Genomic DNA, 20,761 nt, shown 5'->3' with positions numbered 1-20,761 from the left:
GTGGGGGTGATCGACCTGAAGAAAAAGTCGATCACCATGGGTAAAGGATGTTAAAAAGTGTTCACCATGTCCCCGAACACCTGTCTACCATGTCCCCGGACTGTACACTCCCACAGGGAGAGGGAATAAACCTTAACGGCTCACGACCTTCAACAGGATCTCGCCGTACACCGGCATCAGCGGGTGGCGAATCAGCGCGACAAGCGCGACCACCGCAATCCCCAGCGTCAGCGGAGCCAGCCAGAGCAGGCGAGTGCGCGGAAGATAGTGCGTCAGGCGATCGACGCTGGCTTTCGCGCAGCGCCACAGCCGCCAGCAGAGCCAGACCGCCAGCCACAGCAGTACCGCTGTGCCCAGCAGCAGCCACTTAAACTCGCCGCTTTGCATTCCGTCAGGAATATCGATGGCTGCGCCCGCCAGGATACCTGGCAGGAAGTAAAACGGCGGCCAGAAGACGCAGCCGATAATGTTCGGCACCACGAATTTCGCGACGGGCAGATCCAGCATTCCCGCCACCATCGGTACCAGCGGACGCGTTGGCCCGACAAAGCGACCGACGAGGATAGTAAACATGCTGTGCTGGTGCAGCGCATGCTCGGTCTTATCCAGCAGCGCCTTGTTCTTTTTCATGAACGACCAGCGGTGCAGCGGCTTCTTAAAGCGCCAGCCCAGCCAGAAGGAGATCCAGTCTCCGAGTAAACAGCCGATAATCCCGGCCATCCACGCCTGCCAGAAATTAACCTCACCGCTGCCAATCAGCGCGCCAAGCCCCGCCATCATCACGGTGCCGGGCAGGATTAACCCGACCAGCGCCAGCGATTCCAGAAACGCCACCAGCGCCACGGCGATGAGCGAATACATAACGGACTGGGTAATAAAGTGTTCCAGCAATGCCTGCATAACTATTCCGGTCAGAAAACGAATCAGCGATTCTGCTTAGCGCCCCGCACCGCGTCAAGGCATCAATTGTCTGAATAGTTTACAAGATGCTCCTGAAGTTCACCTGAATGTTTACCGTTTATTCACATCCCGCACGGAATTCGCTCGGGCTGGCCCCGGTGCATTTTTTAAATACGCGAGAGAAATAGAGCTGATCTTCAAAGCCCACGTTGCGTCCGACGGTAGCGATAGGCATTCGGGTGGTGCTGAGCAGCAGCTTCGCCTGGCTGATGCGCTGATCCTCGCGCCAGCTCAGCACGCTCACGCCCAGCTGCTGGCGGAACAGATGCGACAGACGTGAAGGCGACAGACAAACGTGCTGGGCGACGCTGGCGATATCAAACTGGCTGTCGGCCAGATGGTCGCTGATGTACTGGCAGGCGTCGCGCACGCGGTTATCCAGCGGCGGGTTAAGCGATTCATTAATCGCTTCCATCCTGCGCAGCAGCACCTGCTCAAGCAGGTTAATCGCCAGCAGTTCGGCGTAGCGTCCGCCCCCCTGCCCCGCCTCAATAATCTGCGCAAAAAGCTCGCGAAACTGCGCCAGATGCACCTCATCCGGGCGATAAAAGCCGGTATGCGCAAAAATGGCGGGCCACGAAAGCCACTCCTGCCAGTAGGCGCGCGGGCGGAAGTAGACCCACTGGTGATACCACTCTTTGGCATCCGGGTGGCGTCCGTAGTGGTGGATCTCCCCCGGCGGGAACAGCAGCATATCGCCGGGGCGGCAGATAAACTGCTGATCGCCATTTTTTATGACCCCTTCTCCACGCACGGTAAGGTTCAAAATATACCCTTTCATTCCGAGCGGTCGGTCGACATAGAAATCGAGATAGCCCTCAGCCTCAATGGGCGTCAACCCTGCCACCAGGTGAGCATTAAACGAGTAGCCCGGCAGTAGGGGATCATTTTGCGGTTCAGCCATAATTTCAATACTCCCAACGGTCCTGAAGGAAACCAATTGTCCATATCGTTAAAAGCAATATAAAAATGGCCCGCGAAAAGATCCAAAAGGCATTATGTCTCTTTTACGTCCGCCATGTTTCAGCCTTTCTCTCTGATTTCTGCGCCAGTATGGGCAGATAAGCAGTAACAAAAGTGTCTATAAGGGCGGCAGAAATGTCCACATTGAATATTTGCACGGCGTCACACTTTCAATCGTAACAGCAATTTAGTCCATAAGATTAGCGGATCCTGCCTGACGATTTTTGTCCCCAGTCTCTAATGTTCTTCCATACCTGTTTTTTGATGGAGCAACACCATGGCAATTGCGATTGGCCTCGATTTTGGCAGCGATTCGGTTCGCGCGCTGGCAGTGGACTGTACGTCCGGCCAGGAGATAGCAACCAGCGTTGAGTGGTACCCGCGCTGGCAAGAGGGGCGCTACTGCGATGCGCCAAACAACCAGTTCCGCCACCACCCGCGTGACTACATCGAGTCGATGGAAGCGGCGATCAAAACTGTCCTGGCGGACCTGACCGACGCCCAGCGGGCGGAGATTGTCGGGATTGGCGTCGACAGCACCGGCTCAACACCTGCCCCGGTGGACGCCGAAGGCCGCGTACTGGCGCTGCGCCCGGAGTTTGCCGACAACCCGAACGCCATGTTCGTGCTGTGGAAAGACCATACCGCCGTGGAAGAGGCTGAGGCCATCACGCGCCTGTGCCATCAGCCGGGCAAAACAGACTACTCGCGCTACATCGGCGGGATTTATTCCAGCGAATGGTTCTGGGCCAAGATCCTCCACGTCACCCGCGCCGACGCCTCCGTTGCGCAGGCCGCCGCATCGTGGATTGAGCTGTGCGACTGGGTGCCCGCCCTGCTCTCCGGCACCACCCGCCCACAGGATATCCGCCGCGGTCGCTGCAGCGCCGGGCATAAATCCCTGTGGCATGAAAGCTGGGGCGGCCTGCCGCCGGCCGCGTTCTTCGATGAACTCGACCCCATTATCAACAAAAGCCTGACGTACCCGCTGTTTACCGACACCTTCACCGCCGATATTCCGGTCGGCACGCTCTGCGAAGAGTGGGCGAAACGCCTGGGTCTGCCGCAGAACGTGGCGATCTCCGGCGGCGCCTTTGACTGCCATATGGGCGCAGTCGGTGCGGGCGCGCAGCCAAACACCCTGGTGAAGGTCATCGGCACCTCCACCTGCGACATTCTGACGGCGGATAAAGCCACCGTCGGCGACCGCGCGGTAAAAGGCATCTGCGGCCAGGTGGACGGTAGCGTGGTGCCGGACTTTATCGGCCTCGAAGCCGGTCAGTCCGCGTTTGGCGATATCTACGCCTGGTTCGGCCGCGTGCTCGGCTGGCCGCTGGACCAGCTGGCGACGGCGCATCCTGAACTGAAAGCCCAGATCGCCGAGAGCAAAAAGCAGCTTCTGCCGCAGCTCACCGAAGCTTGGGCAAAAAATCCGTCTCTCGATCACCTCCCGGTGGTGCTGGACTGGTTTAACGGCCGCCGCACGCCGTTCGCCAACCAGCGTCTGAAAGGGGTGATTACCGATCTCAACCTGGCAACCGACGCCCCTGCGCTGTTCGGCGGCCTGATTGCCGCAACGGCCTTCGGCGCCCGCGCCATTATGGAGTGCTTCACCGAGCAGGGTATCGACGTGAACAACGTGATGGCGCTGGGCGGTATCGCCCGTAAAAACCCGGTGATCATGCAGGCCTGCTGCGACGTGTTGAACCGTCCGCTGCAGATTGTGGCCTCCGATCAGTGCTGCGCGCTGGGCGCGGCGATTTTCGCCGCCGTGGCCGCAGGCGTTCACGCTGACATTCCGACCGCGCAGCAGCATATGGCGAGCGCCGTCGAAAACACGCTCCAGCCGCGCGCCCAGCAGGCACAACGCTTTGAACAGCTTTATCAGCGCTACCAGCAATGGGCAAAAAGCGCCGAACTTCACTATCTCCCTGTCGCCGCCCCGGCCAAAAGCACCGCGGACACTACGGCAACCCTGACCCATTAAGGACACGATGATGACCATTTTTAATAACTATGAAGTGTGGTTTGTGATTGGCAGCCAGCATCTGTACGGACCGGAAGCGCTGCAGCAGGTGACGAAACACGCGGAGCACGTGGTTAACGCGCTGAACGCGGAAGCCAAACTGCCGTGCAAACTGGTGCTGAAACCGCTGGGCACAACGCCGGACGAAATCACAAACATCTGCCGCGACGCCAACTACGACGACAAATGCGCCGGTCTGGTGGTGTGGCTGCACACCTTCTCGCCGGCCAAAATGTGGATCAACGGTCTGTCTATCCTCAACAAACCGCTGCTGCAGTTCCATACCCAGTTCAACGCCTCCCTGCCGTGGGACAGCATCGACATGGACTTTATGAACCTGAACCAGACCGCGCACGGCGGCCGCGAGTTCGGCTTCATCGGCGCGCGCATGCGTCAGCAGCATGCGGTGGTCACCGGCCACTGGCAGGATGGCAAGGCGCAACAGCGCATCGGCTCCTGGATGCGTCAGGCTGTCTCTAAGCAGGATACCCGCCACCTGAAAGTGGTACGTTTTGGCGATAACATGCGTGAAGTGGCGGTCACCGACGGCGATAAAGTCGCGGCGCAGATCAAGTTCGGCTTCTCCGTGAATACCTGGGCAGTGGGCGACCTGGTGCAGGTGGTGAATGAAATCAGCGACGGCGACGTGAGCGCGCTGGTGGACGAGTACGAAAGCAGCTACCGCCTGACGCCTGCGGCACAAATCAACGGCGACAAGCGCCAGAACGTGCTGGACGCGGCGCGCATCGAGCTGGGCATGAAGCGCTTCCTGCAACAGGGCGGCTTCCACGCCTTTACCACCACTTTTGAAGACCTCCACGGCCTGAAGCAACTGCCGGGCCTGGCGGTACAACGTCTGATGCAGCAGGGCTACGGCTTTGCGGGCGAAGGCGACTGGAAAACTGCCGCTCTGCTTCGCATCATGAAGGTGATGTCGACCGGTCTGCAGGGCGGCACCTCCTTTATGGAGGACTACACCTACCACTTCGAAAACGGCAACGACCTGGTGCTCGGTTCGCACATGCTGGAAGTGTGCCCGACGATCGCCGTTGAAGAGAAACCGATCCTCGACGTGCAGTACCTCGGCATCGGCGGCAAAGCGGATCCGGCGCGTCTGATCTTCAACACCCGCACCGGCCCGGCCATCAACGCCAGCCTGATCGACCTCGGCGATCGTTTCCGCCTGCTGGTGAACTGCGTCGATGCGGTGGAAACGCCGCACTCCCTGCCGAAACTGCCGGTCGCCAACGCCCTGTGGAAAGCACAGCCTGACCTGCCAACCGCCTCAGAGGCGTGGATCCTGGCGGGCGGCGCGCACCATACCGTGTTCAGCCACGCGCTGGATCTGAACGACATGCGTCAGTTCGCCGAGCTGCACGACATCGAGCTGACGGTGATTGATAACGATACCCGCCTGCCCGCCTTCAAAGACGCGCTGCGCTGGAACGAAGTCTATTACGGTTCAAAACGCTAAGTACGGAATGCCCGGTGGCACTGCGTTTACCGGGCCTACGGTTCCGTAGGCCGGATAAGCGAAGCGCCATCCGGCAGGAGACAATAATGTTAGAAGATCTCAAACGTCAGGTGCTCGAAGCCAACCTGGCGCTGCCGAAACATAATCTGGTGACCCTGACCTGGGGCAACGTCAGCGCCGTTGACCGGGAAAAAGGCGTGTTCGTGATAAAGCCTTCCGGCGTGGATTACACGGTGATGACCGCAGACGATATGGTCGTTGTCAGCCTCGAAACGGGTGAAGTGGTCGAAGGCAACAAAAAACCGTCCTCCGATACGCCGACTCACCGCCTGCTGTACCGCTCATTCCCGACCATCGGCGGCATAGTGCATACCCATTCGCGCCATGCGACCATCTGGGCGCAGGCGGGCCAGTCCATCCCGGCGACCGGCACCACCCACGCGGACTACTTTTACGGCACCATTCCCTGCACGCGTCTGATGACCGATGCGGAGATTAACGGTGAGTACGAGTGGGAAACCGGCAACGTGATTGTCGAAACCTTCGAAAAACAGGGTATCGACGCCGCGCAAATGCCCGGCGTGCTGGTGCACTCCCACGGCCCATTTGCCTGGGGTAAAAACGCGGAAGACGCGGTGCATAACGCTATCGTGCTCGAAGAGGTCGCCTATATGGGGATCTTCTGTCGCCAGCTGGCGCCGCAGCTGCCGGATATGCAGCAAACCCTGCTGGATAAGCATTATCTGCGCAAGCACGGCGCGAAGGCCTATTACGGGCAGTAAACTGTATATAAACCCAGCATTAAAATCTTAACCAGGCTATAATCAGGCCTGGTTTTGTTTTCTGGGATAACGGCGTGGCGCAGGCGCAAGAAGGCTTTTTACTGACCCGACACTGGCGGGATACCCCTCAGGGCACCGAGGTCGCGTTCTGGCTGGCAACCGATAACGGTCCGCTGCACGTTACGCTGCCCCCGCAGGAATCCGTGACCTTTATTCCTGAAGCCCACGTCGAGAAGGTGAAGCAGCTGCTGCGCGGCGAAAACGGCTGGCGCATCACCCCGCTTGAACTGAAAGATTTCCACCGCCAGCCGGTTTACGGCCTCTACTGCCGCGCCCACCGTCAATTAATGCGCTATGAAAAGCTGCTCCGCGAAGCGGGCGTGACGCTTTACGAAGCGGATATTCGCCCACCGGAACGCTTTCTGATGGAGCGCTTTATCACCGCCCCCGTCTGGGTTGATGGCATCGAACAAAACGGCAGCGTCGTGAATGCTCGCCTGAAACCTAACCCACATTATCGCCCGCCGCTGAAGTGGGTCTCCCTGGATATCGAAACTACCCGCCACGGCGAGCTGTACTGCATTGGCCTTGAAGGCTGCGGGCAGCGGGTTGTCTATATGCTCGGGCCGCCGAATGGCGATGCGTCCACGCTCGATTTTCAGCTTGAGTACGTCAACAGCCGCCCGCAGCTGCTGGAGAAGCTTAACCAGTGGTTTGCCGAGCACGACCCGGATGTGCTGATCGGCTGGAACGTGGTGCAGTTCGACCTGCGCGTGTTGCAAAAACACGCCGAGCGCTACCGCATCCCGCTGATGCTGGGGCGCGGAAACGCAGAGCTTGAGTGGCGCGAGCACGGCTTTAAGAACGGTGTTTTCTTCGCGCAGGCTAACGGTCGCCTGATTATCGACGGCATCGAGGCGCTTAAGTCCGCTTTCTGGAACTTCTCTTCATTCTCGCTCGAAGCGGTCGCGCAGGAGCTGCTTGGCGAAGGCAAATCCATCGACAACCCCTGGGACAGAATGGACGAGATCGACCGGCGCTTTAACGAAGATAAACCCGCGCTCGCCACCTATAACCTGAAAGACTGCGAACTGGTCACGCAGATATTCCACAAAACCGAGATCATGCCGTTCCTGCTGGAGCGCGCGACGGTGAACGGCCTTGCCGTCGACAGGCACGGCGGCTCCGTCGCGGCCTTTAGCCACCTCTATTTCCCGCGAATGCACCGGGCAGGGTATGTGGCCCCCAACCTCGGGGACGTGCCGCCGCAGGCAAGCCCCGGCGGATACGTCATGGACTCCCGGCCAGGATTGTATGACTCGGTGCTGGTCCTGGATTACAAAAGTCTGTACCCGTCGATCATCCGTACCTTCCTGATCGACCCGGTCGGGCTGATTGAGGGCATGGCCCAGCCGGACAATGAGCACAGCACCGAAGGCTTCCTCGGCGCACGCTTCTCGCGTGAAAAACACTGCCTGCCTGAAATTGTGGGAAACATCTGGCACGGCCGCGACGAGGCCAAGCGCCACGGCAACAAGCCGCTCTCACAGGCGCTGAAAATCATCATGAACGCCTTTTACGGCGTGCTGGGCACCAGCGCCTGCCGCTTCTTTGACCCGCGTTTGGCTTCCTCAATTACCATGCGCGGGCATGAAATTATGCGCCAGACCAAATCCCTGATTGAAACCCGGGGCTATGACGTTATTTACGGCGACACGGACTCCACCTTTGTCTGGCTGAAAGGCGCGCACTCAGAAGGCGACGCCGCCCGCATCGGCAAAGAGCTTGTGGCCTTTGTGAACGACTGGTGGGGCAAACATTTGCAAAAAGAGCGGTTAACCAGCGCGCTGGAGCTGGAGTTTGAAACCCATTTTGCCCGCTTTTTAATGCCCACCATTCGCGGCACCGATCAGGGCAGCAAGAAGCGCTACGCCGGTCTGATTCAGGAGGGCGACACGCAGCGGATGGTCTTTAAAGGGCTGGAGACGGTGCGCACCGACTGGACGCCGCTGGCGCAGCAGTTCCAGCAGATGCTCTACCTGCGGGTGTTCCGCAACGAGCCGTATCAGGACTACATCCGCGAAACCATCGCCAGCCTGATGGCGGGCGAACTTGACGCGCAGCTGGTGTATCGCAAGCGCCTGCGCCGCCCGCTGGCGGAGTACCAGCGTAATGTGCCGCCCCACGTGCGCGCCGCGCGGCTGGCTGACGAAGAGAACGTGCGCCGGGGACGCGCGCCGCAGTATCAAAACCGCGGCACCATCAAATACGTCTGGACCACCAGCGGCCCGGAACCGGTTGATTACCAGCAATCGCCGCTCGATTACGATCATTATCTGACGCGCCAGCTTCAGCCGGTCGCGGAGGGAATTTTGCCCTTCATCAACGATGATTTTGCTACACTAGTGACAGGGCAACTTGGCCTATTTTGACGCGTGACGAAATGGCTGCCATCCAGTACCATAGCGCCCTTTCCATTCCCGGACCCATTTTTCGATGACCGTCTTTTTTGACGGTGGTTGAACTATTGCCTGCAATTAAAGATTAGAGCCGAACAACTATGCCTTTTACACTTGGTCAACGCTGGATCAGCGATACAGAAAGCGAGCTTGGATTGGGAACCGTCGTTGCCGTCGATGCGCGCATGGTTACCCTCCTCTTCCCTGCCACCGGTGAAAACCGTCTGTACGCTCGCAATGACTCCCCTGTTACCCGCGTGATGTTCAATCCGGGCGACACCGTGACCAGCCATGACGGCTGGCAGCTCAAGATTGAAGACGTAAAAGAAGAGAATGGACTGCTCGCCTACATTGGTACTCGTCTTGATACGGATGAAGCCAATGTCATCCTGCGTGAAGTGCTGCTCGACAGCAAACTGGTATTCAGTAAGCCGCAGGACCGCCTGTTTGCCGGGCAAATCGACCGTATGGATCGTTTCTCCCTGCGCTACCGCGCGCGTAAGTTCCAGAGCGAACAGTACCGCATGCCGTGGAGCGGCCTGCGTGGCCAGCGCACCAGCCTGATACCCCACCAGCTGAACATCGCCCATGACGTGGGCCGTCGCCACGCGCCTCGCGTGCTGCTGGCCGACGAAGTTGGCCTGGGTAAAACCATCGAAGCGGGCATGATCCTGCACCAGCAGCTGCTTTCTGGCGCTGCCGAGCGTGTGCTGATTGTGGTGCCAGAAACGCTGCAGCACCAGTGGCTGGTCGAAATGCTGCGCCGCTTCAACCTGCGCTTCTCCCTGTTCGACGACGAGCGCTATGCCGAAGCGCAGCACGACGCCGACAACCCGTTTGAAACCGAACAGCTGGTCATCTGTTCGCTGGACTTCGTGCGCCGCAGCAAGCAGCGCCTGGAGCACCTGTGCGACGCCGAGTGGGACCTGATGGTCGTCGATGAAGCGCACCACCTGGTCTGGAGCGAAGACGCGCCGAGCCGCGAGTACATGGCTATCGAGCAGCTTGCCGAGCGCGTGCCTGGCGTTCTGCTGCTGACCGCAACGCCGGAGCAGCTGGGCCTTGAGAGTCACTTCGCCCGTCTGCGCCTGCTCGATCCAAACCGTTTCCACGACTTTGAGCAGTTTGTTGAAGAGCAGCAAAACTACCGTCCGGTTGCCGATGCCGTCGCGCTGCTGCTGGCGGGCAACCGTCTCTCTAACGATGAGCTGAACACCCTGAGCGATCTGATCGGCGAGCAGGATATTGAGCCGCTTTTGCAGGCCGCGAACAGCGACAGCGACAACGCGGAATCCGCGCGTAAAGAGCTGATCGACATGCTGATGGACCGCCACGGCACCAGCCGCGTGCTGTTCCGCAACACCCGTAACGGCGTCAAAGGCTTCCCGAAACGCGAGCTGCACACCATCAAGCTGCCGCTGCCGACGCAGTATCAGACGGCGATTAAAGTTTCCGGCATTATGGGCGCCCGCAAATCCCAGGAAGATCGCGCCCGCGACATGCTTTATCCGGAACAAATCTACCAGGAATTTGAAGGTGATACCGGCACCTGGTGGAACTTTGATCCGCGCGTGGAGTGGCTGATGGGCTACCTGACCGCGCACCGCTCCCAGAAAGTGCTGGTGATCTGCGCCAAAGCGGCCACCGCGTTGCAGCTGGAGCAGGTCCTGCGCGAGCGAGAAGGTATTCGCGCCGCCGTGTTCCACGAAGGCATGTCCATCGTCGAGCGCGACCGCGCCGCGGCGTGGTTCGGGGAAGAGGACAGCGGCGCGCAGGTTCTGCTGTGCTCGGAAATCGGTTCTGAAGGCCGTAACTTCCAGTTCGCCAGCAACCTGGTGATGTTCGACCTGCCGTTTAACCCGGATCTGCTGGAGCAGCGTATCGGCCGTCTGGATCGTATCGGTCAGGCGCATGATATTCAGATCCACGTTCCTTACCTGGAAAAAACCGCGCAGTCCGTTCTGGTACGCTGGTTCCACGAAGGTCTGGACGCGTTTGAGCATACCTGCCCAACGGGACGCACCATTTACGATCAGGTACATGGCGATCTGATCGGCTACCTGGCCGCGCCGGAAAACGCGGAAGGGTTTGATGAGCTGATCAAATCCTGCCGTGAGAAGCACGACGCGCTGAAAGCGCAGCTGGAGCAGGGCCGCGACCGCCTGCTGGAGATCCACTCCAACGGCGGCGAAAAAGCGCAGGCGCTGGCGGAAAGCATCGAAGAGCAGGACGACGACACCAGTTTGATCAGCTTCTCCATGAACCTGTTCGACATCGTCGGGATCAACCAGGACGATCGCGGCGAGAACATGATCGTCCTCACGCCGTCGGATCATATGCTGGTTCCGGATTTCCCGGGCCTGCCGGAAGATGGCTGTACTATCACCTTCGAACGTGATGTGGCGCTGTCTCGCGAAGACGCCCAGTTCATTACCTGGGAGCACCCGCTGATCCGCAACGGTCTGGACCTGATCCTCTCCGGCGATACCGGCAGCAGCACCATCTCCCTGTTGAAAAACAAGGCGCTGCCTGTGGGCACGCTGCTGGTTGAACTGATCTACGTTGTGGAAGCGCAGGCGCCGAAACAGCTTCAGCTCACCCGCTTCCTGCCGCCAACGCCGGTGCGTCTGCTACTGGATAAAAACGGTACTAACCTGGCCGCGCAGGTCGAGTTCGAGAGCTTCAACCGTCAGCTGAGCGCGGTTAACCGTCACACCGGCAGCAAGCTGGTCAACGCCGTTCAGCAGGACGTGCATGCTATTCTGCAGCTGGGGGAAACCCAGGTTGAAAAAGCGGCTCGAGCGTTGATTGATGCGGCACGCAGCGAAGCCGACGAGAAGCTCTCAGCAGAACTTTCTCGTCTTGAAGCGTTAAAAGCGGTTAACCCGAACATTCGTGACGATGAACTGGCGGCGATTGAAAGCAATCGTCAGCAGGTGCTTGAGAGCCTGGATCAGGCAAGCTGGCGTCTGGACGCGCTGCGTCTCATCGTTGTGACGCATCAGTAAACGGAGCGCAAGATGGTGATGGAGCCCTACAATCCCCCTCAGGATCCCTGGCTGGTCATCCTTTATCAGGATGAGCACATTATGGTGGTCAACAAGCCAAGCGGCCTGTTGTCCGTGCCGGGGCGTCTGGACGAGCACAAAGACAGCGTGATGACGCGTATTCAGCGCGATTATCCGCAGGCGGAGTCCGTCCATCGCCTCGACATGGCCACCAGCGGCGTGATTGTGGTGGCTCTGCATAAAGAAGCGGAACGCGAGCTGAAACGCCAGTTCCGCGAGCGCGAACCGAAAAAGCAGTATGTCGCGCGCGTCTGGGGCCATCCGGCAAGCGAAACGGGTCTGGTCGATTTACCGCTGATCTGCGACTGGCCGAACCGGCCAAAGCAGAAAGTATGCTATGAAACCGGCAAGGCGGCGCAAACCGAGTATGAAGTGCTGGAGTACGCGCCGGATAACACCGCGCGCCTTCTGCTTAAGCCGATTACAGGGCGCTCTCACCAGCTGCGCGTGCATATGCTCGCCCTGGGCCACCCGATTCTGGGAGACCGGTTTTACGCGCCGCCAGAAGCGCTGGCGCTGGCTCCGCGTCTGCAGCTGCATGCGCAGACCCTCACCATTACCCATCCGGTTTTTGGCAATGCGATGACCTTTAAGGCGCCCGTAGACTTCTAAAAAAAATGGCCCGATATCATCGGGCCATTTTTTTATTTAAAACCTTTCTGCTCTTTTATCAGCTCGTAGGCTTTCTGAATTTCCTGCGCTTTCTGCTTCGCCATTTCCATCATCTCTGGCGGCAAACCTTTTGCGACAAGTTTGTCAGGATGATGCTCGCTCATGAGCTTACGATAGGCACGTTTGATCGTAGTCTGATCGTCAGAAGGCTTTACGCCAAGCACGTTGCAGGCATCTTCCAGCGTCGGGCCACGCTGCGCCTGCTGCCAGCCGCCGCCGGAGGATTGCTGCTGGTAACCCCCGCCAAACTGCGCGCCGCCCTGCATCATGCGCAGGAACTGGTCGAACTGCATGCGGGAGATCCCCAGCTCTTCAGCAATGACGTATAAAACGTCCCGCTCATTGGGATGAAGGGAGCCATCGGCGAAGGCCGCCTGGATTTGGATCTCCAGAAACATCCGAATTAAATCAAAACGTCCGAAGCAGATGCTCCGAAACTGACGCATTTTTTCACGCAGCGGATAGTTATCCGCTTTACCGATACGAAACGCATTTTGCGCCGCCACACGAGATTCACCGTGCAGATTCATGCGATCCATGAATACGCTGGCAATCTGAATATCGGCCTCGGTGACGCGCCCTTTTGATTTGGTTAAATGCCCCATCACCTCAAAGGTGGTGGAGAAAAAGAGTGACTGACGCTCGCGCTGGTTGGCGAACCAGGCCATTTTGCGGCTGCGAGCCTTATCAAACATATGGCCAATAATGAGGCCCAGTACAACGCCCCAAAAGCCAGCGCCCATGATTAATGCGAACGCAACGCCGATGATTTTACCCCAATACTGCATATACTCCCCGAATAGTCATGTTCCTGGTTCGACGCAACGCCATCATTACAGTGGTCGCGCCACGGTCAATTGAGGGACATCGCCTATAATTTGCATTATCATACTCGTCATTCGATAGCGAGCCTAACACTCTGGCACGCAAACGGGCAGGATTAACGCTGGTACTGCGCTGATGAGTAAGATAGTCTCTGAGCGTTTGTAAGCCGTAGCCACTGATGACGGAACAATAAAATACAACGTATGAAAAAACGTATCCCCACCCTCCTGGCCACAATGATTGGCGCCGCACTGTACAGCCAACAGGGGCTGGCAGCCGATCTCGCCTCGCAATGTATGCTTGGCGTCCCAAGTTACGATCGTCCACTGGTTGAGGGCGATACGAATGACTTGCCGGTTACCATCAATGCCGACAATGCGAAAGGTAATTATCCTGACAATGCCACCTTTACGGGCAATGTCGATATTAACCAGGGCAACAGCCGTCTGCGGGCAGATGAAGTGCAATTGCATCAGAAGCAACCAGAAGGTGCGGCTGCGCCAGTACGTACAGTGGATGCGCTGGGTAATGTGCACTATGACGACAACCAGGTCATCCTGAAAGGTCCGAAAGCCTGGTCAAATCTGAATACAAAAGATACCAACGTCTGGGAAGGTGATTACCAGATGGTGGGTCGTCAGGGTCGCGGTAAAGCCGACCTCATGAAACAGCGCGGTGAAAACCGCTATACCATTCTGGAAAACGGTTCCTTTACCTCCTGTCTGCCGGGTTCGAATACCTGGAGCGTGGTGGGCAGTGAAGTGATCCACGATCGCGAAGAACAGGTCGCGGAGATCTGGAATGCCCGCTTTAAGCTCGGCCCGGTCCCCGTTTTCTACAGCCCTTACCTGCAGCTTCCCGTGGGCGATAAACGACGTTCCGGTTTCCTGATCCCAAATGCCAAATACAGCACCTCGAACTACTTTGAGTTCTACCTGCCGTATTACTGGAACATCGCGCCAAACATGGATGCGACGATCACGCCGCACTATATCCATAAGCGCGGTAACATCATGTGGGAGAATGAGTTCCGCTATCTGACCAAAGCGGGTTCCGGTTTGATGGAGTTTGATTATCTGCCATCGGACAAAGTCTTCCAGGACGAGCACCCAACCGAAGGTGATAAACACCGCTGGATGTATTACTGGCAGCATGCCGGGGTGATGGATCAGGTCTGGCGCTTCAACGTCGACTATACCAAAGTCAGCGACCCGTACTATTTCAACGACTTTGACTCTAAATACGGTTCCAGTACGGACGGCTACGCCACGCAGAAATTCAGCGTGGGCTACGCCATTGAGAACTTTAACGCCACGGTGTCGACCAAGCAGTTCCAGGTCTTTAACACCCAAACGGCCAGTACCTACGGTGCTGAACCACAGCTGGACGTCAACTGGTACCAGAACGATGTCGGTCCTTTCGACACCCGCGTCTATGCTCAGGCGGTGCACTTCGTCAACACCAACTCGGATATGCCAGAGGCCACGCGTCTTCACCTCGAGCCAACCATTAACTTACCTTTGTCGAACGACTGGGCAAGCCTGAACACCGAAGCCAAGCTGATGGCGACGCATTACCAGCAGAAAAATGTCGACTGGTACAACAATCGCTATGGCACCGATCTTGACGAATCGGTCAACCGTACGCTTCCGCAGTTCAAGATGGACGGTAAGCTGATCTTCGAACGTGATATGGGCCTGCTATCTGATGGGTATACCCAGACGCTTGAACCGCGTATGCAGTATCTCTACGTGCCGTATCGCGATCAGAGCAAAATTCAGAACTACGACTCCTCGTTCCTGCAGTCTGACTACAGCGGCCTGTTCCGCGACCGGACCTATGGCGGTCTCGACCGTATTGCGTCCGCTAACCAGTTAACGACCGGCGTCACAACGCGCGTTTATGATGAATCTGCCGTTGAACGTTTTAACGTTTCTGTTGGTCAAATCTACTATTTCACCGAGTCTCGTACCGGTGATGACGACATTAACTGGGAGAAAGACAACAAAACGGGTTCACTGGTGTGGGCAGGTGATACCTACTGGCGCATGACCGACCGTTGGGGTCTGCGCGGTGGTGTTCAGTACGATACTCGACTGGATAACATCGCGACGGGCAGTGCCGCCATTGAATACCGCCGTGATGAAGACCGTATGGTGCAGTTGACGTACCGTTATGCCAGCCCGGAATATATTCAGGCGACATTGCCGAACTACGCCAATGCTGACCAGTACAAAGACGGGATTTCGCAGGTGGGTGGCGCAGCGAGCTGGCCAATCGCCGATCGTTGGTCAATCGTCGGAGCCTACTACTATGACACGAATGCCCAAAAACCCGCTGACCAGATGCTAGGTCTGCAATATAACTCCTGCTGTTACGCGCTGCGTGTCGGCTACGAACGCAAGCTTAACGGCTGGGATACTCAAAACAGTCAGGGCAAATACGATAACGTGATTGGCTTTAATGTCGAGCTGCGCGGCCTGAGTTCCAACTACGGTCTGGGCACGCAGCAGATGCTGCGCTCGAACATTCTGCCTTACCGCAGTTCCTTGTAATGTGCTTGATTTGCAACATAATCCGCTTTGCGGTTAATTGAAATGGAAAAAGTATGAAGAACTGGAAAACGCTGCTGCTCGGTGTCGCCATGGTTGCGAATACTAGCTTCGCGGCCCCCCAGGTTGTTGATAAAGTCGCCGCTGTAGTTAACAACGGCGTCGTGCTTGAAAGTGACGTTGACGGTTTAATGCAGTCTGTAAAGCTCAATTCGGGCCAGGCAGGTCAGCAGCTTCCGGATGACGCAACGCTGCGCCACCAGATCCTGGAGCGTCTGATCATGGATCAGATCGTCCTGCAGATGGGTCAAAAAATGGGTGTGAAGGTCTCTGACGAGCAGCTCGATCAGGCGATCACCAACATTGCGAAGCAGAACAACATGTCCCTGGACCAGATGCGCAGCCGTCTGGCCTACGATGGCATCAGCTACGCCACCTACCGTAATCAGATCCGCAAAGAGATGCTGATTTCGGAAGTGCGTAACAACGAAGTTCGTCGCCGCGTCACCATCCTGCCTCAGGAAGTGGACGCGCTGGCTAAGCAGGTGGGTAACCAGAACGATGCCAGCACCGAACTGAACCTGAGCCACATTCTGATCCCGCTTCCGGAAAACCCAACCTCCGATCAGGCGGCTGAAGCAGAAAGCCAGGCGCGTTCTATCGTTGAGCAGGCGCGCAACGGCGGTGACTTTGGCAAGCTGGCCATCACCTATTCCGCTGACCAGCAGGCGCTGAAAGGCGGCCAGATGGGCTGGGGTCGTATTCAGGAACTGCCATCCCTCTTTGCCCAGGCGCTGAGCACGGCGAAGAAAGGCGACATCGTCGGTCCAATCCGTTCAGGTGTTGGCTTCCACATTCTGAAAGTGAACGATCTGCGCGGGCAGAGCCAGAGCATTTCCGTCACGGAAGTTCACGCTCGCCACATTCTGCTGAAACCGTCTCCAATCATGACTGACGATCAGGCGCGTGCGAAGCTGGAACAGATTGCAGCTGACATCAAGAGCGGCAAAACCTCCTTTGCGAATGCGGCAAAAGAGTTCTCTCAGGACCCGGGCTCTGCTAACCAGGGTGGCGATCTGGGCTGGGCTGCGGCCGATATCTACGATCCGGCTTTCCGCGACGCATTGACGAGAATGAACAAAGGCCAGCTGAGCGCACCGGTGCACTCTTCCTTCGGCTGGCATCTGATTGAGCTGATGGATACCCGCAACGTCGATAAAACCGATGCGGCCCAGAAAGACAGAGCCTACCGTATGCTGTTCAACCGCAAATTCTCTGAAGAAGCGGCAACCTGGATGCAGGAACAACGCGCCAGCGCTTACGTGAAAGTGCTGAGCAACTGATGAAACAGCATCGTGTTGTGATCACGCCCGGCGAACCCGCCGGGATTGGGCCTGACCTCGTCGTCCAGCTCGCCCAGCGCAGCTGGCCGGTGGAACTGGTTGTCTGCGCAGATGCAACACTGTTACAAGACCGGGCAGCATTGCTCGGTCTGCCTTTAACGCTCCTCCCTTACGTTGAAGGTCAGCAGCCCGTTCCACAGCAAGCGGGCACCCTCACGCTTCTGTCGGTTCCCCTGCGCACCCCTGTTGTCCCCGGTCAACTCAGCACTGAAAATGGGCACTACGTTGTCGAGACGCTGGCGCGCGCCTGCGACGGCTGCGTGAACGGCGAGTTCGCGGCGCTGATCACCGGTCCGGTGCACAAAGGCGTTATCAACGACGCGGGGATCCCCTTTACCGGACACACCGAGTTCTTTGAAGAACGCTCGCACAGCCCGAAAGTGGTGATGATGCTGGCGACGGAAGAGATGCGCGTCGCGCTGGTCACGACGCACCTGCCCATCAAAGCCATTCCCGATGCCATCACCCCTGAGCTCCTGCGTGAGATCATCGGGATTTTGCACCACGATCTGCAGACTAAATTCGGCATCCCGCACCCACACGTGCTGGTCTGCGGCCTGAATCCGCACGCCGGAGAAGGCGGGCACATGGGCACCGAAGAGATCGACACCATTATTCCGGTGCTCAACGAAATGCGGGAAAAAGGGATGAACCTCAGCGGGCCGCTGCCTGCGGACACCCTTTTCCAGCCCAAATACCTGGATAATGCCGACGCCGTGCTCGCGATGTACCACGATCAGGGCCTCCCCGTGCTAAAATACCAGGGCTTTGGCCGCGGCGTGAATATCACCCTCGGTTTACCCTTTATTCGAACGTCCGTTGACCACGGTACTGCGCTGGATCTGGCAGGCCAGGGGAAAGCGGATGTCGGCAGTTTTATTACGGCGCTTAATCTCGCCATCAAAATGATTGTTAATACTCAATGACTAATCGAGTCCATCAGGGCCACTTAGCCCGTAAACGTTTCGGGCAAAACTTCCTTAACGATCAGTTCGTGATCGAAAGCATTGTCTCGGCTATTAATCCGCAAAAAGGTCAGGCGATGGTCGAAATCGGCCCGGGCCTTGCCGCACTGACCGAGCCAGTAGGCGAACGCCTTGACGAACTCACGGTTATCGAGCTGGACCGCGATCTGGCCGCACGCCTGCAAACGCATCCGTTCCTCGGGCCGAAGCTGACCATTTATCAGCAGGATGCCATGACCATGAACTTTGGCGAACTGTCAGAGAAAATGGGTCAGCCGCTGCGCGTCTTCGGCAACCTGCCGTATAACATTTCCACCCCGCTGATGTTCCACCTGTTTAGCTATACTGATGCCATTGCCGACATGCACTTCATGTTGCAAAAAGAGGTTGTTAACCGTCTGGTTGCAGGCCCGAACAGTAAAGCGTATGGTCGTTTGAGCGTGATGGCGCAATATTACTGCAACGTGATCCCGGTACTCGAAGTACCGCCGTCAGCGTTCACACCGCCACCGAAAGTCGACTCTGCGGTTGTGCGCCTTGTGCCGCATAAAACGAAACCGTACCCGGTAAAAGATCTGCGTGTACTGAGCCGCGTCACCACAGAGGCCTTTAACCAGCGTCGTAAAACGATCCGTAACAGCCTGAGCAACTCATTTACCGTTGAGGTGTTAGCCGAGCTGGGGATCGACCCGGCAATGCGAGCGGAGAACATCTCCGTAGAGCAGTACTGCAAGCTGGCTAATTACATCAGCGAAAATGCACCGCCGAAGGAGAGTTAAGCCATGATTGATTCGCCCCGCGTATGTGTCCATGTACAAAGCGTCTATGTTGAATCGCAGTCCTCACCGGATGAAGAACGTTTTGTCTTTGCTTACACCGTGACCATCCGCAATCTGGGGCGGATGCCCGTGCAGCTGCGCGGGCGCTACTGGCTTATCACTAACGGCAATGGCCGTGAAATTGAAGTCCAGGGCGAAGGCGTGGTGGGTGAACAACCGCATATCGCCCCTGGCGAAGAGTATCAGTACACCAGCGGCGCGGTCATCGAAACGCCAATGGGTACCATGCAAGGCCATTATGAAATGGTCGACGTCGATGGCAACGACTTCCGCGTTGCCATTCCCGTATTCCGTCTCGCCGTTACAACATTCATTCATTAATCCAATGTCTACATATCTGATTGGCGACGTTCATGGTTGCTACGATGAACTGATCGCATTATTAAAGCAGGTCGACTTTACGCCAGGACAGGACATGCTGTGGCTGACGGGCGATTTAGTGGCGCGTGGTCCAGGCTCCCTTGAGGTTTTACGTTTCGTTAAATCACTGGGCGACAGCGTACGCATGGTGCTGGGCAATCACGATCTGCATCTGCTGGCGGTATTCGCCGGGATCAGCCGCAATAAACCGAAGGATCGTATTACCCCTCTGCTTGACGCACCGGACGCGGACGATCTGATCAACTGGCTGCGTCGTCAGCCGCTGCTGCAGATCGATGAAGAGAAAAAGCTGGTCATGGCCCATGCCGGGATCACGCCACAATGGGATCTCGAGACGGCAAAAGCCTGTGCGCGCGACGTAGAGGCCGTGCTGGCGAGCGACTCGTATCCTTTCTTCCTTGATGCCATGTACGGCGATATGCCGAATCACTGGAGCGAGGATCTCAGCGGTCTGGCGCGCCTGCGCTTTATCACCAACGCCTTCACCCGCATGCGTTTCTGCTTCCCGAACGGACAGCTGGACATGTATTCCAAAGAGACGCCCGAAAGCGCGCCCGCCCCGCTGAAACCGTGGTTTGCCATTCCGGGACCGGTGACAAGCGAGTACAGCGTGGTATTTGGTCACTGGGCTGCACTGGAAGGAAAAGGAACACCGGAAGGGATCTACGGTCTGGATACCGGATGCTGCTGGGGCGGAGAGTTAACCTGCTTACGCTGGGAAGATAAAGCTTACTTTGTACAGCCGTCCAACCGACAGCTGGACTTAGGAGAAGGTGAGGCCGTTGCCTCCTGATACGTTATTCCCTCTCCCGGCCGGGAGAGGGAAAATCACTTAACGACGTTCCAGAATTTCGAAGCAGTAGCTATGTGAGTTCTGTGCATCCGCGTCGTGGAATTCGCTGAAAACGGATTCCCACTCGTCCGGATCGTAATCAGGGAAATGCGTATCCCCTTCCACTTCCGCATCAATGTGGGTCAGATACAATTTCTGCGCCTTTGGCAGGAACTGCTCATACACACGTCCGCCGCCGATCACCATGATCTCTTCAGCATCACCACAGGCGGCAATCGCTTCATCAACGGATTTCACCCACTGCACGCGATCGTCAGTGCCTGGCTGGCTGCTGATCACAATATTCTTACGGCCCGGTAATGGACGACCAATCGACTCCCAGGTCAGGCGGCCCATCACTACCGGCTTGTTTAACGTCGTACGTTTAAACCATGCGAGATCGGCAGGCAGGTTCCACGGCATGGCATTTTCCATGCCGATAACGCGGTCTACCGCCAGCGCTGCAATCAGACTGATCATTGAAAATTTCCCGGATGCAAAAAATTGCCGCCACTATACGGAAAGCTTAATCTTTCGTCGACTGGCGGCAGGGTAAAGAA

At 57.4% G+C, this 20,761-nt stretch carries 16 protein-coding genes; 12 read left to right on the top strand and 4 right to left on the bottom strand.

Annotated features, from left to right (window positions below; genetic code table 11):
• Positions 1–132 precede the first annotated feature (132 nt).
• Both K5E19_RS19830 and araC read right to left on the bottom strand, forming a co-directional pair.
• Complete coding sequence (locus tag K5E19_RS19830) at positions 133–900, bottom strand: DedA family protein (protein WP_221552709.1); 768 nt, start codon at positions 898–900, stop codon at positions 133–135.
• Between the two features lie 118 nt (positions 901–1,018).
• Positions 1,019–1,864, bottom strand: coding sequence for an arabinose operon transcriptional regulator AraC (gene araC, locus K5E19_RS19825; RefSeq protein ID WP_221552707.1), 846 nt, complete (start codon positions 1,862–1,864; stop codon positions 1,019–1,021).
• A gap of 336 nt (positions 1,865–2,200) precedes the next feature.
• Between araC and araB the strand changes: the two genes are divergently transcribed.
• The 6 genes from araB to rluA all read left to right on the top strand — a co-directional run bounded on the left by araB (position 2,201) and on the right by rluA (position 12,344).
• Entirely contained in the window at positions 2,201–3,910 is a 1,710-nt protein-coding gene (araB, locus tag K5E19_RS19820) for a ribulokinase (RefSeq protein WP_221552706.1), read from the top strand.
• Between the two features lie 10 nt (positions 3,911–3,920).
• A complete protein-coding gene (araA, locus tag K5E19_RS19815; protein WP_221552717.1) occupies positions 3,921–5,423 on the top strand; it encodes an L-arabinose isomerase in 1,503 nt (500 codons plus the stop codon).
• 86 nt (positions 5,424–5,509) lie between these two features.
• Positions 5,510–6,205, top strand: coding sequence for an L-ribulose-5-phosphate 4-epimerase (gene araD / locus K5E19_RS19810; protein ID WP_063133566.1), 696 nt, complete (start codon positions 5,510–5,512; stop codon positions 6,203–6,205).
• Between the two features lie 74 nt (positions 6,206–6,279).
• A complete protein-coding gene (gene polB, locus K5E19_RS19805) occupies positions 6,280–8,637 on the top strand; it encodes a DNA polymerase II (RefSeq protein ID WP_221552704.1) in 2,358 nt (785 codons plus the stop codon).
• A gap of 128 nt (positions 8,638–8,765) precedes the next feature.
• Complete coding sequence (rapA, locus tag K5E19_RS19800; RefSeq protein WP_221552702.1) at positions 8,766–11,672, top strand: RNA polymerase-associated protein RapA; 2,907 nt, start codon at positions 8,766–8,768, stop codon at positions 11,670–11,672.
• A 12-nt stretch (positions 11,673–11,684) separates the two neighbouring features.
• Entirely contained in the window at positions 11,685–12,344 is a 660-nt protein-coding gene (gene rluA / locus K5E19_RS19795) for a bifunctional tRNA pseudouridine(32) synthase/23S rRNA pseudouridine(746) synthase RluA (RefSeq protein WP_221552700.1), read from the top strand.
• A 32-nt stretch (positions 12,345–12,376) separates the two neighbouring features.
• On the opposite strand, the gene djlA is transcribed toward rluA, so the two are convergent.
• Positions 12,377–13,192, bottom strand: a complete 816-nt coding sequence (djlA, locus tag K5E19_RS19790; protein ID WP_221552698.1) for a co-chaperone DjlA — start codon at positions 13,190–13,192, stop codon at positions 12,377–12,379.
• A gap of 240 nt (positions 13,193–13,432) precedes the next feature.
• Here djlA and lptD point away from each other — a divergent pair, with 240 nt between their 5' ends.
• Genes lptD through apaH form a run of 6 tightly spaced genes read left to right on the top strand, consistent with a single transcriptional unit; the run spans position 13,433 to position 20,162 of the window.
• Positions 13,433–15,784, top strand: a complete 2,352-nt coding sequence (lptD, locus tag K5E19_RS19785; protein ID WP_221552696.1) for an LPS assembly protein LptD — start codon at positions 13,433–13,435, stop codon at positions 15,782–15,784.
• 53 nt (positions 15,785–15,837) lie between these two features.
• Complete coding sequence (surA, locus tag K5E19_RS19780) at positions 15,838–17,124, top strand: peptidylprolyl isomerase SurA (RefSeq protein ID WP_221552694.1); 1,287 nt, start codon at positions 15,838–15,840, stop codon at positions 17,122–17,124.
• Positions 17,121–18,110, top strand: a complete 990-nt coding sequence (pdxA, locus tag K5E19_RS19775) for a 4-hydroxythreonine-4-phosphate dehydrogenase PdxA (protein WP_221552715.1) — start codon at positions 17,121–17,123, stop codon at positions 18,108–18,110. Before surA ends, pdxA begins: the two co-directional genes overlap by 4 nt.
• A complete protein-coding gene (rsmA, locus tag K5E19_RS19770; protein WP_010427042.1) occupies positions 18,107–18,928 on the top strand; it encodes a 16S rRNA (adenine(1518)-N(6)/adenine(1519)-N(6))-dimethyltransferase RsmA in 822 nt (273 codons plus the stop codon). The genes pdxA and rsmA overlap by 4 nt, the downstream gene beginning before the upstream one ends.
• A 3-nt stretch (positions 18,929–18,931) precedes the next feature.
• Positions 18,932–19,309 carry a Co2+/Mg2+ efflux protein ApaG gene (apaG, locus tag K5E19_RS19765; RefSeq protein ID WP_121424998.1) on the top strand — a complete coding sequence of 126 codons (378 nt, stop codon included), beginning with the start codon at positions 18,932–18,934 and terminating at the stop codon, positions 19,307–19,309.
• 4 nt (positions 19,310–19,313) lie between these two features.
• Entirely contained in the window at positions 19,314–20,162 is an 849-nt protein-coding gene (gene apaH, locus K5E19_RS19760; RefSeq protein WP_221552692.1) for a bis(5'-nucleosyl)-tetraphosphatase (symmetrical) ApaH, read from the top strand.
• Positions 20,163–20,201: 39 nt separating this feature from the next.
• Here apaH and folA read toward each other — a convergent pair whose 3' ends face one another.
• Positions 20,202–20,681, bottom strand: coding sequence for a type 3 dihydrofolate reductase (gene folA / locus K5E19_RS19755; RefSeq protein ID WP_003856431.1), 480 nt, complete (start codon positions 20,679–20,681; stop codon positions 20,202–20,204).
• Positions 20,682–20,761 lie beyond the last annotated feature (80 nt).

It is taken from the genome of Enterobacter sp. RIT637 (assembly GCF_019718755.1).
GTDB lineage: Bacteria > Pseudomonadota > Gammaproteobacteria > Enterobacterales > Enterobacteriaceae > Enterobacter.
Note: the sequence above shows the minus strand (reverse complement) of the source record. Positions and strands in the feature narration are given on the sequence as shown.

Coding starts and splice junctions, on each gene's coding strand:
- K5E19_RS19830 (WP_221552709.1), bottom strand. CDS start 900: ATGCAGGCATTGCTGGAACACTTTATTACCCAGTCCGTTATGTATTCG.
- araC (WP_221552707.1), bottom strand. CDS start 1,864: ATGGCTGAACCGCAAAATGATCCCCTACTGCCGGGCTACTCGTTTAAT.
- araB (WP_221552706.1), top strand. CDS start 2,201: ATGGCAATTGCGATTGGCCTCGATTTTGGCAGCGATTCGGTTCGCGCG.
- araA (WP_221552717.1), top strand. CDS start 3,921: ATGACCATTTTTAATAACTATGAAGTGTGGTTTGTGATTGGCAGCCAG.
- araD (WP_063133566.1), top strand. CDS start 5,510: ATGTTAGAAGATCTCAAACGTCAGGTGCTCGAAGCCAACCTGGCGCTG.
- rapA (WP_221552702.1), top strand. CDS start 8,766: ATGCCTTTTACACTTGGTCAACGCTGGATCAGCGATACAGAAAGCGAG.
- rluA (WP_221552700.1), top strand. CDS start 11,685: ATGGTGATGGAGCCCTACAATCCCCCTCAGGATCCCTGGCTGGTCATC.
- djlA (WP_221552698.1), bottom strand. CDS start 13,192: ATGCAGTATTGGGGTAAAATCATCGGCGTTGCGTTCGCATTAATCATG.
- lptD (WP_221552696.1), top strand. CDS start 13,433: ATGAAAAAACGTATCCCCACCCTCCTGGCCACAATGATTGGCGCCGCA.
- surA (WP_221552694.1), top strand. CDS start 15,838: ATGAAGAACTGGAAAACGCTGCTGCTCGGTGTCGCCATGGTTGCGAAT.
- rsmA (WP_010427042.1), top strand. CDS start 18,107: ATGACTAATCGAGTCCATCAGGGCCACTTAGCCCGTAAACGTTTCGGG.
- apaG (WP_121424998.1), top strand. CDS start 18,932: ATGATTGATTCGCCCCGCGTATGTGTCCATGTACAAAGCGTCTATGTT.
- apaH (WP_221552692.1), top strand. CDS start 19,314: ATGTCTACATATCTGATTGGCGACGTTCATGGTTGCTACGATGAACTG.
- folA (WP_003856431.1), bottom strand. CDS start 20,681: ATGATCAGTCTGATTGCAGCGCTGGCGGTAGACCGCGTTATCGGCATG.